Annotated in this window: 11 protein-coding genes; 4 read left to right on the top strand and 7 right to left on the bottom strand. The window is 78.9% G+C overall.

Annotated elements, in window-relative coordinates:
- The first annotated feature begins 102 nt into the window (after positions 1 to 102).
- Positions 103 to 1,020 carry a metal-dependent hydrolase gene (locus tag WHI96_RS15395; RefSeq protein ID WP_345651850.1) on the top strand — a complete coding sequence of 306 codons (918 nt, stop codon included), beginning with the start codon at positions 103 to 105 and terminating at the stop codon, positions 1,018 to 1,020.
- Position 1,021: 1 nt separating this feature from the next.
- On the opposite strand, the gene WHI96_RS15390 is transcribed toward WHI96_RS15395, so the two are convergent.
- Genes WHI96_RS15390 through WHI96_RS15370 form a run of 5 tightly spaced genes read right to left on the bottom strand, consistent with a single transcriptional unit; the run spans position 1,022 to position 6,170 of the window.
- A complete protein-coding gene (locus WHI96_RS15390; protein ID WP_345651853.1) occupies positions 1,022 to 1,669 on the bottom strand; it encodes an ABC transporter ATP-binding protein in 648 nt (215 codons plus the stop codon).
- A complete protein-coding gene (locus tag WHI96_RS15385) occupies positions 1,666 to 2,685 on the bottom strand; it encodes an oligopeptide/dipeptide ABC transporter ATP-binding protein (protein WP_345651856.1) in 1,020 nt (339 codons plus the stop codon). The genes WHI96_RS15390 and WHI96_RS15385 overlap by 4 nt, the downstream gene beginning before the upstream one ends.
- On the bottom strand, positions 2,682 to 3,584 hold the full coding sequence (locus tag WHI96_RS15380; RefSeq protein ID WP_345651858.1) for an ABC transporter permease: 903 nt from the start codon (positions 3,582 to 3,584) through the stop codon (positions 2,682 to 2,684). The genes WHI96_RS15385 and WHI96_RS15380 overlap by 4 nt, the downstream gene beginning before the upstream one ends.
- A complete protein-coding gene (locus WHI96_RS15375) occupies positions 3,577 to 4,578 on the bottom strand; it encodes an ABC transporter permease (RefSeq protein ID WP_062397797.1) in 1,002 nt (333 codons plus the stop codon). The genes WHI96_RS15380 and WHI96_RS15375 overlap by 8 nt, the downstream gene beginning before the upstream one ends.
- Positions 4,575 to 6,170 carry an ABC transporter substrate-binding protein gene (locus WHI96_RS15370; RefSeq protein ID WP_345651862.1) on the bottom strand — a complete coding sequence of 532 codons (1,596 nt, stop codon included), beginning with the start codon at positions 6,168 to 6,170 and terminating at the stop codon, positions 4,575 to 4,577. Before WHI96_RS15370 ends, WHI96_RS15375 begins: the two co-directional genes overlap by 4 nt.
- A gap of 152 nt (positions 6,171 to 6,322) precedes the next feature.
- Between WHI96_RS15370 and eccB the strand changes: the two genes are divergently transcribed.
- Complete coding sequence (gene eccB, locus WHI96_RS15365) at positions 6,323 to 7,744, top strand: type VII secretion protein EccB (protein ID WP_345651865.1); 1,422 nt, start codon at positions 6,323 to 6,325, stop codon at positions 7,742 to 7,744.
- A 146-nt stretch (positions 7,745 to 7,890) separates the two neighbouring features.
- Here the strand turns inward: eccB and mycP are convergent, their stop codons facing one another.
- Complete coding sequence (gene mycP, locus WHI96_RS15360) at positions 7,891 to 9,078, bottom strand: type VII secretion-associated serine protease mycosin (RefSeq protein ID WP_349302397.1); 1,188 nt, start codon at positions 9,076 to 9,078, stop codon at positions 7,891 to 7,893.
- Positions 9,079 to 9,293: 215 nt separating this feature from the next.
- The gene (gene eccD, locus WHI96_RS15355; protein ID WP_349302396.1) at positions 9,294 to 10,688 is read right to left on the bottom strand and encodes a type VII secretion integral membrane protein EccD; all 1,395 of its coding nucleotides are present in this window, start codon (positions 10,686 to 10,688) and stop codon (positions 9,294 to 9,296) included.
- Between the two features lie 123 nt (positions 10,689 to 10,811).
- On the opposite strand from eccD, the gene eccCa reads away from it, so the two are divergent.
- Positions 10,812 to 14,678, top strand: coding sequence for a type VII secretion protein EccCa (gene eccCa / locus WHI96_RS15350; protein ID WP_349302395.1), 3,867 nt, complete (start codon positions 10,812 to 10,814; stop codon positions 14,676 to 14,678).
- Positions 14,675 to 15,907 (top strand): type VII secretion-associated protein, encoded by a 1,233-nt coding sequence (locus tag WHI96_RS15345; RefSeq protein WP_345643948.1) that lies wholly within the window; start codon positions 14,675 to 14,677, stop codon positions 15,905 to 15,907. Before eccCa ends, WHI96_RS15345 begins: the two co-directional genes overlap by 4 nt.
- The last annotated feature ends 107 nt before the right edge of the window (positions 15,908 to 16,014 follow it).

Genomic DNA, 16,014 nt, shown 5'->3' with positions numbered 1-16,014 from the left:
GCCCGTCGCCACCCATGATCTCGCGATAAGGGGTACGTGCTGTACGGGATACTTGCTGTTCACGGTGCGGCCCGACCGTCGACGACGACCGGAGGACCGACCGTGACCGTGCCCCGCACCGAGAGGGCGACCGGTGAGACCGGGACCGGGCCGCGCCCGCGCAGGCTGACCGGGGGCGACGTCGGCATCCCGCCGCGCCACCTCGACTTCCGCCTCCCGCAGGAGATGGTCCGCTGGGCCTACGCCGACAACGCGACCGCGACGCTGTTCCTCGCGATGCTCTCGGCGATCTTCCCGCCGGGGGAGGACTTCTTCGTCCGCTCGGTGATCCACTTCCGGGACCGGGTGACCGACCCGGAGCTGCGTGCCCGGGTCGCCGGGTTCACCGCGCAGGAGGTCATCCACAGCCGCGAGCACGACCGGCTCAACGAGGCGTTCCGCTCCCGCGGCTTCCCGGTGCACATACCGGAGTCCGCGGTCGCGCTCGCGCTGAAGGTCCTCGACCGCACCTCGCCGCGGCAGCAGCTCGCCTGCACCGCGCTGATGGAGCACTTCACCGCGGTGATGGCCGAGGACATCCTCGGCAGCGACGAGTTCGCCGGGCGCGTGCACGCCGACATCCGCGAGCTGTGGCACTGGCACGCGCTCGAGGAGCTCGAGCACAAGTCCGTGACCTGGGACGTCTACGAGCTCATCGGCACCGACGGCCCCGAGCGCGGCCGGGCGGCACCGCTGGTGGTCGCCACCGTGCTGCCCGCGGTCGTGTTCGGGTGGGCGTACCTGCTCGTGCAGCAGGGCGTCTGGCGGCGGCCGCGGGACCTGCGCGAGGGCTACCGGCTGCTGTTCGGGCGGGGCCAGTTCCTGCGCCGCGTGCTGGGCCGGATGCCCGTCTTCGGGCACCCGCGCTTCCACCCCGACCGGCACGACACCCGTGCGCTGGAGCAGCGCTGGCGCGACACCCTCTTCGGCGACGACGGCGCCCTGGCCGAGCAGCTGCGCCGTCCCGTCCGCGAGGCCTGACTCAGCTCCACGGCCGCAGCACCCGCCCGGCCCACGCCGCGAGCAGCGCCTCGTCGTGGCTGACGGCGAGGACGCCGAGCCCGCGGCCGTCGACCTCGGCGGCGACGACCGAGACCAGGGCCGCGGTGCTCGACGCGTCGAGCATCGCGGTCATCTCGTCGCACAGCAGGTAGTCCGGCCGGGGCGCGAGCGCACGGGCCAGGCAGGCGCGCTGGAGCTGGCCGTCGGACACCTCGTGCGGCCGGCGTCCGCGCAGCTCGGCGGTCAGCCCGACCTGCGCGCACACCTCCTCGACGCGTGCCGCGACCCCGGGCGCCCGGGCGGCGCGCAGCGGCTCGGCCACGATCTCCTCGCAGGTCAGCCGCGGGTCGGTCGAGGCCCGCGGGGACTGGAACACCACCCCGATCCGGCGCCGCAGCGGCGCGGGCGCGTCGAAGCGGAACCGGCGGACCGGCTCGTCGTCGACGGTCACCCGGCCCGACCACGGTGTGTGCAGCAGGGCCAGCACCCGGGTCAGCGTCGACTTCCCGCACCCCGACGGCCCGGCCAGCCCGAGCACCGACCCCCGTTCCACGGCCAGGTCCACGCCGTCGACGACGGCGTGCCCGGCCCGCCACCCGGCCCGCACCTCCTCCGCGCGCAGGCTCACCGCGACCCCGCCCCGGACCGGGCCGCCGCGGGGAGCGCGGGGGCGGTCGGCGGATGGCAGGACACGCTCCGCCCGCCCCGGCGGACCGGGACGGGGTCGCCGGAGCAGTCGCCGGTGACCGGGCAGCGCGGGGCGAACGCGCAGCCGTCGGGCAGCGCGGACAGCTCCGGCGGGTGCCCGGGCACCGGGGTGAACCCGGCGTCGGGCAGCGCTCCGAGCAGGCCCGCGGTGTAGGGGTGCCAGGGGGCCGCGAACATCTCGTCGGCCGGGCCCGTCTCGACCAGCCGCGAGGCGTACATGACGGCGACGTCGTCGGCGACGGCGCGGGCGGCCCGCAGGTCGTGGGTGATCAGCAGGACGGCGCGGCCCTCCGCGGCGAGCCCGGCCAGCAGCGCCGTGACGTGGTCGACCAGCGGCCGGTCGAGCCCGGCGGTCGGCTCGTCGGCGAGCAGCACCGGTGGGTCCCCGGCGAGTGCGGCGGCGAGCCCGGCGCGCTGGGCCTGCCCGCCGGACAGCTCGTGCGGGTGCAGCGCGGCGACGTGGCGGGGCAGCGCGGCGCGGTCGAGCAGGTCGGCGACGGTGGCCGTCGCACCGAGCCGGGCCAGGGTCTCGCGCAGCTGGGCGCCGACGGTGCGGGTGGGGGTGAAGTGGGTGGCGGCGGACTGGGGGACCAGCCCGACCAGCCGTCCGCGGACCCGGTCGCGCAGGGCCTCCTCGGGGGCGGTCAGCAGCTCCACCGGCTCGCGTCGGGCGGAGTGCTCGGGCGGGGTCAGGACGGCCGACCCACGGACCGAGGCGGTGCCCGGCAGCAGCCCGGTCAGGGCCTCGGTGAGCACCGACTTGCCGCAGCCGGACTCCCCGACGAGCGCGGTCAGCCGACCCGCACGCAGGTCCAGGTCGGCACCGGTGACCGCGCGGACCGTGCGGGCGCGACGCCCGCGTCCGACCCGGAAGGCGACGTCGAGGCCGCGCACCGCGAGCACCGTGCCGGGCGCGGGTGCGCCGGGGCCGGTCACAGCGCCTGCTCCGACCGTCGGCGCGGGAGCGTGCGGTCCCGCCACCAGGCTGCGATGCCGGCGACGCACAGCGTCGTCGCGGCCAGCAGCACACTCGGGAACACCACGATCCACCAGGAGCCGAGCAGCACGGCCTGTCTCCCCTCGCCGAGGATGGTGCCCAGGCTCGCCAGGTGTGGTGGCAGGCCGAGGCCGAGGAAGCTCAGTGCGGTCTCGTGCCACACCGCGTGCGGCAGGATCAGCACCGCCGAGAGCACCGCCTGCGGGGCGACCGCGGGCAGCAGGTGCCGGCGCAGGACCCGGCGCCGCGACGCGCCGCCGGAGATGGCCGCGTCGACGAACGGGCGGGTGCGCAGGGTCAGGATCTCCGCGCGCACGACGCGGGCCACCGTCGTCCAGTGGGTCAGCCCGATCGAGGCGATCACCGCGAGCACGCTGCCCCGGTAGAGCGCGACGATCACGATGCCGAGCAGCAGGTGCGGGACGGCGTTGACGGCGTCGACCAGGCGCATCGCGACCCGGTCCCACCAGCCGCCGAGCAGCCCGGACAGCGCCCCGAACAGGGTGCCGATCACCGTCGATAGCACGGCGCAGGCCGCGGCGACCTGCAGCGACACCCCCAGCCCGGCGAAGCTGCGCAGCAGTACGTCACGGCCCACGGAGTCGGTGCCGAACGGGTGCGCGGGCGAGGGCGGCAGCCGGATCGCGGTGTAGTCCACGGCACCCTCGTCGAGCCCGCCGAGCCACGGCACTCCCATGGCGGCCGCGACGAGCAGGACCAGCCCGCCGGCGCCGACGACCAGCCGGGCCCGCCCGGACCGGCGACGGCCGCGGGGCGAGCCGGGGCGCGGCCGGCCGGCCGGGAGCCACGGGCGGGTGGCGACGGCGGTCTCAGACATCGGCGTCCACCCGCGGGTCCAGCAGCAGCACGGTCAGGTCGGCGACGAGCGACCCGGCCAGTACCGCGACCGCCGAGAGCAGGGTCAGCGCGGCGAGCAGCGGGAAGTCCACGGCCAGTGCCGCGGTGACCACGGCCGCCGCGATCCCCGGCCAGGAGAACACCGTCTCCACCAGCACGGCGCCGGTGACGAGCTCCGGCAGCCGGTTGCCCAGCACCGTCACGAACGGCAGCAGCGCGGTCGGCAGGGCGTGGCGGAGCACGACGAGGCGCTCGGGCAGCCCGCGGGCCCGGGCGCCGGCGACGTGGTCGTCGTCGAGGGAGGCCAGCAGCGAGGCCCGCACGTGCAGCACCAGCCACGGCGTCTGGGAGACCCCCAGCACCAGCGCAGGCAGCACCAGGTGCCTGCTCACCTGGCCGAACGTGGGTGCGGCCCCGGCATCGGTGAGCCCGGCGACCGGCAGCACCGGCCAGGCCACGGCGAACACCGCGATCGCACCCAGGGCCAGCACGAACGGCGGCAGCCCCTCCAGGGTGTGCCCGACCGCGGTGACGGCCCGGTCGAACCAGCCGCCCTGCCGCCACGCCGCGACGGTCCCGGCGGCCAGGGCCAGCACCAGCGACACGAGCAGGGCCAGGGTGACCAGCAGCAACGTCCACGGGAGCCGCTCGGCGACCACCTGGGCCACCGGCTGCCGCATCGACAGGCTCTGCCCGAGGTCGCCGGTCAGCAGCCCGCCCAGCCACCGGAGCAGCTGTTCGCCCACGCTCGCGTCCAGCCCGAGCGAACGTTCGGCGGCGGCGATGTCGGCGTCGCTCGCGGAGAAGATCCCGACCCCGAAGTACTGGTACACCGGCCGGAACGGCGACGCTGCCGCCAGCAGGAACACCCCGACCGCGACCAGCAGCACCGTCGGGACGCCGAGCAGCAGCCGCAGCCCGGCCAGCCGGGCCACCGCGCGGCCGCGGTGCCGGCCCGGGAGCACGGCCGTCACGAGCGGGGCGTCCAGTCCTGCAGGTTCCACCACGGGCCCCAGGTGGTGCCGTGGGTGTGCGGCTCGACGACGGGGGTGTAGCCGTCCCAGGCGTCGCGGGTGACGTAGCTGTGGCCGAGGAAGGCCAGGAAGACCATGCCGGGGTCGGCGACGTAGGCCCGCTGGAACTCCTTCACCGCCGCGGTGCGGGCGGCCTCGTCGGGCGCCCGCAGCGCGGTGTCCAGCGCCGCGTCGACGGCGGCGTTGCGGTAGGAGCCGGGGTTGTTGAACCCGTCGGCGGCGTTCGACGAGTGCAGCAGCTGCCACGCCTTGAACCCCGGGTCGAACGGGTCGCCGCCGCCGAGCACGAGCGCGTCGGCGCCCATCCGCGGCTCGATCGCCTCCCAGCCGAGTCCCTCCAGCCGGACGTCGATCCCGGCCGCGCGCACGTCGGAGGCGAACGCCTGGGCCAGGTCGCGGCGCACGGTGTCGGTGGCCGGGTACATCAGCGTGAAGCGCGCGGCCTGCCCGCCGCGGACGCGCACCCCGTCGGGCCCGGGGACCCAGCCGGCCCGCTCCAGGATCCGGCCCGCCTCCGCGGGGTCGAAGGTGAACGTCGCCGAGGGCTCGACCTGCTCGGGCAGCACGCCCGGGATCGGGTGGTGGGCCGGTTCGCCCTGGCCCGCGAGGAACGCGTCGATCATGCCCTGGCGGTTCACCGAGCGGTTGAGCGCCGCGCGGATCGCCGGGTCCGCGGTGACCGGGTTCGCGAACGGCAGCGCGACGGTGCGGTAGTCGGCGCTGGCGTGCTCGCGCAGCGCCAGCCCGCTCTGCTGCGCGACCGCGCGGGCCAGCGCCGGCGGCAGCACGGTCCCGTCGAACTCACCGGCGGCGGTGCGCTGGGCACGGGTGTTGTCGTCGGTGGCGAACACGACGGTCACCCGGGTCACCGAGGGTGCACCGCCCCAGTAGCCGGGGTTCGACTCCATGACCATCGTGTCGCCGCGCCGCCACTCGGCGAGCCGGTACGGGCCGGTGCCGACGGCCCGGGTGTTCACCGGCAGGTCGGAGACGGGGCCGCCGCCCTCGAGGACCTCCGACGGCAGGATCCCGGAGGTGAGCCGGGCCGGGAACGCGCCGTAGGGGTAGGACAGCCGGAACCGCACGGCGTCGTCGCCGACGGCCTCGACCCCGGCGAGCATCGGCACGCTCGACCGGATCGTCGCGGCGCGGGCCGGGTCGAGGATCGCCGCGTAGGTGGCGACGACGTCCTCGGGCCCGAAGGCCGACCCGTCGTGGAAGGTGACGCCGGGGCGCAGCGGCACCGTCCAGGACAGGCGGTCCGGTGACGACGTCGCCGGGCCGGAGGCGAGCGCGGGCTGCAGGGTGCGCTGCGCGTCGCGGGCGTAGAGACCGTCGTAGAACTTGCTCGCGCCCTCCGCCCCGTAGCCGAGCAGCGGGTTGAGGTCGTCGGGCTCGTAGCCGTCGGCGAGGGTCATGGTGGTGCCGTCCCCGGCCGGGCCCGCCTCGCCCGGGGCGGCGGTGGGCGCGGAGCACCCGGCCACGACGACGGCAGCCACCAACGGGACGACGATGTTCCGGAGGGTGATCACACAACGGCACATTATGGGCAACAGCGTGACCGTGGCAACGAACCGGACCGATCGGTCAGGTGGCATACTTCTCCGCAGGTCAGGGGGCGTACTTCTACGCAGCAGCCGCGGATCGGGTCCGCCGGGATCGCGGCCGTCCTACCGTCCGGGCGGTGCGCACCGATCCCACCCCCGCGCGCGTGCAGCGCGCCCCGGCGACCCGCGACCAGGTCGACGCCCACCGGTTCGGTGTGCGCCGGATGGAGGCCGCGCTGGTGCGCGCCGACCCGGTGCCGCTGCACGAGCAGATCCGCTCGCAGCGCCGCGCCGTGTTCGCCGGGGTGCTGGTGGGGCTGCTCGCGCTCGGGGTGGCGGCGTTGCTGGCGCGGGTCGACCCGGCCACCGACTGGCGCTCCCGGGCGCTGGTCCAGGGGCAGCGCAGCGGCGTGCTCTACGCCGTGGTCCGCGACCCCGACCGGTCCGCGCTGCTCGTGCCGGTGCCCGACCCGGTCGCGGGACGGCTGGTCCTCGCCGCGCACGGTCGCGACGACGGCGCCACCGCCGTGCCCGTCCCGGTGCCCGACGACGCCCTGGCCGCCGCGCCGCGCACCGCGCCGGCGGCCGTGCCCGGCACCGTCGGCGTCCCGCTCGACGGGGTCCCGGTCCCACCCGCGTGGGCGGTCTGCGACACCCGCGGCGAGGGCACCGGCGCCGGGACCACGACGGTGCTCGCGGGGTCGCTCGGACCCGTCCCGGCCGGACCGGAACCGGTGGTCCTGCTGACCGCCGAGGGCGGCGCCACCTACCTGGTCCACGACGGCGCCCGGCACCGGCTCGACCCGTCCGACCGGAACGCCCTCGACGGGCTCGGCCTGCTCGGTGCGCCCGTCCGCCGGGTCGGCGACGGCCTGCTCTCCGCGATCCCGGAGGGCGCGCCGCTGCGGGTCCCCGCCCCCGGGCCGACACCCGTCGCGGGGCTGGGGCGGAACGGGGACGTCGTGCGCAGCCAGTCGCTCGGGGCCGGCTCGACGTACTTCCTGGTCGTCGACGACGGGCTCGCCCGGATCCCGGTCACCCTCGCCGACGCCGTCCGCTCCCGGACCGGGCAGGCCGAACCGGCGACGCTGCCGCCCGGCCTGGTCGACGACGTCCCGCAGACCCGGGTGCCCGGCGCCGAGGCCTGGCCCGCCGCCCGGGCCGAGGTCGCCGAGGTGCCCCCGGTGCTGTGCGGGACCTGGCGCGAGGGGCGGCGCGCACTCGTCGCGGGGACGGAGGAGCCGGTCGCGCCCGGCGCGGTGCGGGTGCGCCTCACCGGTGCCGACGACGCCGGGCCCGCCCTGGACACCGTGGTGCTGCCGGGGACCGGCCCGGGGCCGCTGCGGACCGGGCCGGCCGACACCGGCGGCGGCGACGGCGGGACGCGCCGGCTGCTCGCCGCCTCCGGTGCGGTGCACGGTGTCGCGGACGCCGGGACCGGGCGGGCGCTGGGGATCGGGGAGGCGGGCGACGCACCGGCGGAGATGGTGCGGCTGCTGCCGCGGGCGGGGGTGCTGAGCGTCGCGGCGGCGCGGGAGGTGGCGGACCTGCCGGGCTGACCGCATCCGCGCCGCCGGGCACGGCGGCGCTCGCCGGGCCCGCACCGGCTGCGTTCCGGACGGGGGCCGACGCCCGGACGATGCCCCCGCACAGGACGCGCCGATGCGGCAGGCGTGGGGTCGGCCGGGTGTGCCGGTCCGCGGGTTCAGGGCCGACGGGGCCGGCGCCGCAGCCCCGCCAGCGCCGCGACGAGCGCCCCGCCCACCGCCGCGACCGCCCCGACCCCGGCCACCGCCGGCAGGTCCGGCGGCGGGGCCGACGCGAGCGGCAGCGGCGCCCGGCCCGCCCCGGGCGGGCCGGCGCGGCCCCGGGTCCCGGCGGGGTCGTCCGGGGTCAGGAGCAGCGGCTCCGCGGTCAGCGCGGACCCCGGGTCGAGCACGCCGTGGCCGGTGCGGCTGTCGCCCGCGGTGGGGCGGGCCGTGGCGCGCAGCCGGTCGGCGACCTGGCGCGGGGTGAGCATCGGGAACCGTTCGCGCAGCAGCGCCGCGGTCCCCGCGACCAGCGGCGCCGAGTACGAGGTGCCGCGGACCACCGCACCGTCCGGTCCGGACGGACGGGGCAGGTCCAGCCCGGGGGCGGCCAGGTCCACCCAGGGGCCCGGCACGGAGAAGTCGCCGGGGACGTCGTCGCCGTCGACCGCCCCGACGGCGACGACCGTGTCGTAGGACGCGGGCAGCGGCCGCAGGTCCGGGTCGCCGGTGCAGGTGCCGCTCCCGTCGATGTTCCCGGCCGCGGCGACGACCAGCACCCCGGCGCGCTCGGCGCCGTCGACGGCGTCGCGCAGCGCGGCCCCTGCGGAGTCGACCTGCGCGGACGGCACGCACACCACCTCGGACACGTTGACGACGCTCGCGCCGAGTGCGACGGCCCGGTCGATCGCCGCGGCCAGGGTGCGGATCTCCCCGGCGGGCCGCTCGGCGCCGTCGGTGCCGCGGACGGCGAAGCGCCCCGAGGACTGGCGCAGCGACAGGATCCGCGCGCCCGGCGCCATGCCCGCGCCGAGCCCGGTGGCGGGGTCGGCGGCTCCGGCGAGGAGCAGCGCGACGTCGGAGCCGTGGCCGTCGCAGTCGGTGAGACCGTCGCCGCCGGTGAGGTAGTCCCCGCCGCCGCTGAGCCGTCCGGCCAGCCGGGGCAGCGGCGCCACCCCGGTGTCGACGACGGCGACGAGCTGCCCCGCACCGGTCGCGAGATCCGGGGGCGGCTGCGGGACCGCACCGCGGACGGCGCCCGGGCCGTCGTCGCCGGGCGGGGTGCAGGCGCGGGTCTGCCGCAACCCGTCGGCCGGTCCCGGCGGCCCGGGCTCGGCCGCCGCGACGACCCGCCACGTCCACATCCCGCCGCCTGCTCCCACACCCGGTGCAGGGGGTGTGGCGACCCCACAGGGGGTGTGGACGGCGCACGACGCGGCGGGGGTGACGGAGGGGGGAACAGCGGGCGGGGTGGGGAGGGGGAGCGCGAGCAACGTCGCGGCCAGCAGCGGGACCGCCCGCCGTGGCGGCGCGGTCCGCGGCGCCGTCGGTGGGCCGGCCGGCCGGCGGGCCGGGGCGGTCACAGGGTGCGGACCAGGGCGAACAGGCCCATCGCGGCCAGCGCGGCGGGCACGGCGGCGGCGGTGAGGACGAGCTCGCAGACGTCGAGTGCCCGGCGGGCCGGCGGCGACGGCGTCGCCCGCGCGGCCGCGGCACCCGCGCCGACGGCGAGCAGCAGCCCGGCCGCGACGGCGAGCCGCGGCGCGGGGTCCAGCGCGAGCGCGGCCGGGACGGCGGCGGTGGCGACCGCGACCACCGCGGCCCCGGTCAGGATGCGGGCCGCCGCGGGCTCGACGAGCGCACGGGCCCGCAGGAGCAGCACCGCCGCCGTCACCACCAGCAGCAGGCCACCGGTCCAGCCCCCGGTCGCGGCGACGGCGGCGGCCCCGGCGGCCGCGACCGCGGTGCCGGCCAGCGTCCCGGTGTGCAGACCGCGGGCCAGCCCGGCCCGGGCGGTCAGCTCCGCGCCGGGCAGCACCTGCTCGGCGTCCGCGACGGACCCGGCGTCGGTCGGGACGGCCGGGGCCGGGATCCCGGCCAGACGCAGCGCCAGCCGGGGCAGCAGGGGCCCGGCGGCCAGGGCGGGCGCCGCGAGCCCGGCGGCGACGGCCGTCACCGGGGCCTCCAGCAGCAGCCGGGCCAGCGCCGCGGCGGCGGCCCCGGACGCGGCGAGGGCCACCGCGAGCAGGACCGGGGACACCGCCCGCGCGATCGCCTGACCCGCGGCGGCGGCCAGCCCGGCCCCGGCGGCGGCGAGCAGCAGGGCCCCCGCCCCGGCCGGTGCGGGCAGTGCGGTGAGCCCGGCCGTCGCCGCGGCGGGGACCGCGCAGAGTGCGGCGGCGGTCGTGAGCCGGTCGTCGTCGCGGCCGCGGTGGGCGACCAGCAGCGCCCCGACGGCGCCCGCGGCGGCGAGCGCGCACGCCCACGGCCGCCACGGACCGTCCACGGTGGACAGCACGGCGCCCGCGGCGGCCGTCGCGAGCACGGCCGCGGCCGTCCCGGACCAGCGCGCCGTCCCGGCGGCGTCGGCCGCACCGCGCACCGCACCGGCGACGGTCTCGGCGGCGTCGTCGAGGACGGGCGGCGCGGGCGCCGGGCGCGGCGGGCCCAGGTGCAGCAGCTCGCCCTCCCGGACGCCGAGCTCGTCGAGGGTGGCGTCGGCGGGCAGCGGGCCGCCCGCGGGGCCGGTGAACCGCCAGGCCTGCGGGGTGTCCGTGGTCGCGCGGCCCAGCAGCTCGCGCACCATCGGGACCAGCTCGGCGACGGCGACGTCGGCCGGCAGTGCCACGTCGAGGCGCCCGCGCGGGGTGTGCACCCCGACCCGCGTCCAGCGGCCGGGCACCGGCCCGGACGTGGCGGCGGACGCCGCGTCGCCGGGGCCGGTCGCGGCCGGTGCGGGCAGGACGGAGGTCACGGGCGGCTCCCTGGCAGATCTCCCCGAACGGCCCCGGCGGGCCCGGGGCGGCTGCGAGTATCCGGCGGCCCCGGTGACCGCCGTGGGCGTTTCGGGAGAACCGTGAACGGGAGGCGCGTGGCGATGGCGGGGACCGTCGGGATGCGACGTCCGCGGCGCTCGGTGCCCGAGCTGCCCGGCGGCGAGCTGGTGCTCGAACCGCCGCCCGAGCCGGAGCGTCCGGTCCCCGGCGGCCTCGTACAGCGGCTGCTGCCGCTGGCGATGGTCGGCGGGGCGCTGCTGTTCGTCGTCCTGGGCCGCGGGGACACGAGCACCTGGCTGTTCGGCGGCATGTTCGCGCTGTCGGCGCTGGGCATGCTCGCCGGTGGCGGCCGCGGCGCCGGTGCGCGCACCGCGACGATGGACGAGGACCGCCGCGACTACCTGCGCTACCTCGACGTCCTGGGCGGGCGGGCCCGTGCGATCGCCGCCGAGCAGCGGCACGCGCTGGAGACCGTGTACCCCGACCCGGCCGCCTGGCCGGACGTGCTCGCCGCGGACCGGCTGTGGGAGCGCCGCCCCGGCGACGACGACTTCGGCCGCCTGCGCGCCGGGCGCGGCACCCAGCGCCTCGCCACCCGGCTCACCGCCCCGCACACCGGTCCGATGGAGACACTCGAACCGCTGTCCGCGCTGGCGCTGCGCCGGTTCCTGCGCCGCTGGTCCACCGTGGACGATCTGCCGGTCGCCGTCGACACCCGTGCGTCGGCGACGATCTGGCTCGAACCGGACCCGGACGCCGCCCCGGTGCTCGACCTCGCCCGGGCCCTGGTCGCCCAGTACGTCACCTGGCACGGTCCCGACGACGCGCGACTCGCCGTCGTCGCGCCGGGGGGTGCGGCCGCGCGCTGGGAGTGGGCGAAGTGGCTGCCGCACGTCGCCCACCCGCGGCTCTCCGACGCCGTCGGGCCGGTCCGGATGATCACCGACGACCCGGACCGGGTGCGGCGCTGGTGGGTCGACGAGCCGTCCGCGGCCCAGCGGCACCTGCTCGTCGTGCTCGACGGGGCGGCCGACACCCCGGGCGCGTGGGCCGGGCTGCCCGGCGTCACCGTGCTGCGGCTGGGGCCCGCGGGCGGGCGCAGGCCCGCGGCGTCGGTGCTGCGCCTGGCCGCCGGGACCGGGCCCGACGGCGTGCGCACGCTGCGCCGGGGCGGGCCCGGCGGCCGGGAGGTCGGCGTCCCCGACGGGCTCGTCGTCGCCGAGGCGCTGGCGCTCGCGCGCCGGCTCGCGCGCTACCGCCCGGACGGCACCGCCGACGTCGTCGCGTCCGGTGTGGACGTTGCGGCGACCGGGCTGCCATCGCTGCTCGGACTGTCCACGACGGACCCGGGCGGGGTCGCCGCGCTGCGCGGGCGGCGCGGGCCGGGGGAGCGGCTGCGGGTCCCGCTGGGCACCGACGGCGGTGGCAGGCCGGTGCTGCTCGACCTCAAGGAGTCCGCGCAGGGCGGTGCGGGGCCGCACGGGCTGTGCATCGGCGCGACCGGCTCCGGCAAGAGCGAGCTGCTGCGCACGCTCGTCCTCGGGCTGGTCGCGACGCACACCGCCGAGGAGCTCAACCTGGTGCTCGTCGACTTCAAGGGCGGCGCGACGTTCCTCGGGCTCGCCGGGCTGCCGCACACCTCGGCGGTGATCACCAATCTGGCCGAGGAGCTGACCCTGGTCGACCGGATGGCCGACGCGCTCGCCGGGGAGATCACCCGCCGCCAGGAGGTGCTGCGCGCCGCGGGGAACCTGTCGTCGCTGGCCGAGCACGACGCGCTGCGCCGGGACGGGGCACCGCTGGCGGCGCTGCCGTCGCTGCTGGTCGTCGTCGACGAGTTCTCCGAGCTGCTCGCCCAGCGTCCGGAGATGATCGACCTGATGGTGACCATCGGGCGGCTCGGCCGCTCGCTCGGCATCCACCTGCTGCTGGCCTCGCAGCGACTGGAGGAGGGACGGCTGCGCGGCCTGGAGTCGCACCTGTCCTACCGGATCGCGCTGCGCACCTTCTCCGCCGCGGAGTCCCGCGCGGTGCTGGGCGTGCCCGACGCGCACCTGCTCCCGCCGACGCCCGGCGCCGCGTACCTGTCCGCGGGCACCGACGAGCTGGTGCGCTTCCGGGCCGCCTACGTCTCCGGCCCGGACACCCCGCGGGCCGCCCGCCGCCGCGCACCCGGGGCGCCGCGGGTCGCACTGCCGTTCCGCGCGGGCCCGGTCGCGCCGCCCGCCTCGGCGCAGCTCCCGGCGCCGGACCCCGGGCCCGCGCCCACCGGCACCGTGCTCGACCGCATCGCCGACGCGGTGTCCGGGCCCGGTCCGCGCGCGCACCGGGTGTGGCTGCCGCCGCTGGCGGAGCCGCCGCCGCTGCCGGTGGTCCTCGGCGATCCGCTGGTCCGGGCCGGGCGCGGGCTGTGCGCACCGGGACCGGGCGGACGGCTCGCCGCGCCGGTCGGGCTCGTCGACCGGCCCTACGCCCAGCGGCGCGACCCGCTGGTGCTGGACCTGTCCGGCGCGGCCGGGCACCTCGCCGTCGTCGGGGGGCCGCGGTCGGGGAAGTCGACCGCGCTGCGCACCGTCGTCACCGCGCTCGCGCTCACCCACACCCCGGCCGAGCTGGGCGTGCACGTGCTCGACCTCGGCGGCGGCACGCTCGCCCCGCTGGCCGGGCTGCCGCACGTCGGGACCGTCGCCGACCGCCGCGCCGGCGACCTGGTGCGACGGGTGGTGGCCGAGACCGTCGCCGCCGTCGACGAGCGCGAGCAGCTGTTCGCCGCGCACGGCGTCGCCGGGATCGAGGAGTTCCGGGCCCGGCGCGCCGCGGGCGGGTTCGCCGAGGTGACCGCCACCGACCTGCTGCTGGTCGTCGACGGCTACGCGGCGCTGCGCGCGGGTTTCTCCGACCTCGACGAGAAGCTGACCGCGCTCGCCGCCCGCGGGCTCGCCTACGGCGTGCACCTCGCGCTGTCCGCCGCCCGCTGGGCCGAGATCCGCCCCGCGCTCAAGGACCAGCTCGGCAGCCGGGTCGAGCTGCGGCTGGGCGACCCGTCGGACTCCGAGGTGGACCGGCGTCGCGCCGCCGCGGTGCCCGCGCTGCCGGGGCACGGCCTGTCCGCCGACGGCGAGGCCACCGTCCTCGCCGCGCCCTGCCTGGTCCCCGGCACCGACCCGGCCCGGGAGATCGACGACGCCTGGGACGGCCCGTCGGTCGGCCCGGTCCGGCTGCTGCCCACCCGGATCGAGGTCGCCGAGCTCCCGCCCGGTCCGGGCCGCGGGCCCGCGCTCGGCGTCGACGAGGACCGGCTCGCCACCGTCGAGCTCGACCCGGACGAGCCGCACCTGCTCTGCTTCGCCGACTCCGGCGGCGGCAAGACGACCCTGCTGCGGACCCTCGCCCACGGCATCGCCGCGCGGTGGACGCCCGAGCAGGCGCGGATCGTCGTCGTCGACCACCGGCGGACGCTGCTGGGCGGGATCCCGCAAAGCCACCTGCTCGCCCACACCTCGACCGCGCAGGCCACCACCGAGACCTGCGCCGAGATCGCGGGCTCGCTCGGACGGCGGCTGCCCGGCCCGGACGTCACCCCGGCCCAGCTGCGGGAACGGTCGTGGTGGAGCGGGCCGGACGTGTGGCTGCTCGTCGACGACTACGACCTCGTCGTCCCCGCCGCCGGCTCGACCGGCACGCACCCGCTGCTCGCGCTCGCCGAGTACCTGCCGCAGGCCCGCGACGTCGGGCTGCACGTCGTCCTCGCGCGGCGCGCCGGCGGCGCCGGGCGGGCGCTGTTCGACCCGGTCCTCGGGCGGCTGCGCGAGCTCGGCGCCCCCGGCCTGGTCGGCTCCGGCAGTCCCGACGAGGGCGCGCTGCTGGAGAAGGTCCGCCCCGGGCCGATGCCACCCGGCCGCGGAGTGCTCGTCGACCGGCGGGCCGGGGCGCGACGGGTGCAGCTGGCCTGGACCGAGCCGGGGTGAGCGGGTTCGCGGTCGCCGTGCACGACCGCCGCGACGCGGTACTGCTCGCCGCCGTGGACGCCGGTGGGCTGCGCCTGCTCGCCGCGGCCCCGCCCGGCACACCCCCGGCGACGGCCGTCGCGGACTTCTTCGGCGACGGGCCGCCCGGGGTCGTCGTCCGGGTCGGGACGACGGCGGGCGGCGCCTTTCCCGGAGGCCCGCGGGTGCTGGTGGTCCCGGCCGCGGTCGCGGTGCTCGCGGCGGAACCGGAGCTGCCGGACGGGCCGGTCCTGGTCGTCGACGACGACGTGGTGCTGGTCCGCGACGGGGTGCCCGAGCGGGTGGGGGAGCGGGGCTCCGACCTCGCGTCGCTCGTGCGGGCGACCGGTGCGGAGCTGGTCGTGGTCGCCGGGACGTCCGGCCCGCTCCTCCCCGGGGAGGACACTGCCGCGGGCACTCGGGCTGCGGATACCCGGGCCGCGGCCCAGCCCGGCGGCCCGGTGGGGTCCCGGCTCCCGTGCCCGGTGCGCGTCGCCGGGCTGCGGCCCGACGGCGGCGAGCCCTGGGGCCCGGAGGCGGCGGCGGTGGTCGGAGCGGCCGTGCTCGGCGCCGGAGTGCTCACCGATCCCGGCCCCGACACGGTCGTCCCGCCGCCCGACGACCCCGGCGCGGGCGAGGCGGCGGAGGAACCGGCCTGGCCCGGCGCGCCCGGCCCCGTCACCCCACCCGCCGACGGCCCGGACCGCGCCCGGGCGGCGATCGTCGTCGCCGGGGTGCTGGGAGCGGTCCTCCTCGGCACCGGGCTGCTGCTCGGCGGCCCGCGCCCGGCGACCCCGGCCGGGACCACGGTCGTCCAGTACGGCTACGCCGCCACGCTGCCCACCGGCTGGGAGCACACCGGCGGCGACCCGCAGCGCCGACGGGTGCTGCTCACCCCCGCCGGCGGCCCGGGCGGGGCCGACCTCCTCGTGCTGGAGCGCAGCCCGCTCGGCTACGACGCCGGACGCGAGCCCGACCGGGCCCGCCGCGAGCTCGCCGCGCTCGTCGGTGACCCCGGGCCGGTGCCTGCGACGGTCGGCGGCCGCGCGGTCCTGCGCTGGACCGAGACACCGGGCGACGGGACCGTCGTCGACTGGCACGCCGTGTTCTCCGGCACCGACGAGCTCGTCGCCGGGTGCCGGCGGCCGGTGGGCGCCCCGGTCGCCGCGGCCTGCGCCGAGGTCGTCGCGTCGCTGCACCGGGTGCCCTGAGCCGTCGGCGTTCCCGGTCGCGAACGGTCCGCGCCGTTCGGCCACGGCGGACCGGGCCTCCCTGCCACTGTGCGCGGGCCGGGGGCACCGCGCCCCCGGGCCCGGGA

Origin of the sequence: Pseudonocardia tropica (genome assembly GCF_040105315.1) — a bacterium.
GTDB classification, from domain to species: domain Bacteria; phylum Actinomycetota; class Actinomycetes; order Mycobacteriales; family Pseudonocardiaceae; genus Pseudonocardia; species Pseudonocardia alni.
This window is presented reverse-complemented; position numbering and strand designations above follow the sequence as displayed.

What these genes read in the sequence shown, in the direction of transcription:
- WHI96_RS15380 (WP_345651858.1), bottom strand. Translation starts at nt 3,584, where the DNA reads ATGTCTGAGACCGCCGTCGCCACCCGCCCGTGGCTCCCGGCCGGCCGG.
- mycP (WP_349302397.1), bottom strand. Translation starts at nt 9,078, where the DNA reads ATGTGGACGTGGCGGGTCGTCGCGGCGGCCGAGCCCGGGCCGCCGGGA.
- eccCa (WP_349302395.1), top strand. Translation starts at nt 10,812, where the DNA reads ATGGCGGGGACCGTCGGGATGCGACGTCCGCGGCGCTCGGTGCCCGAG.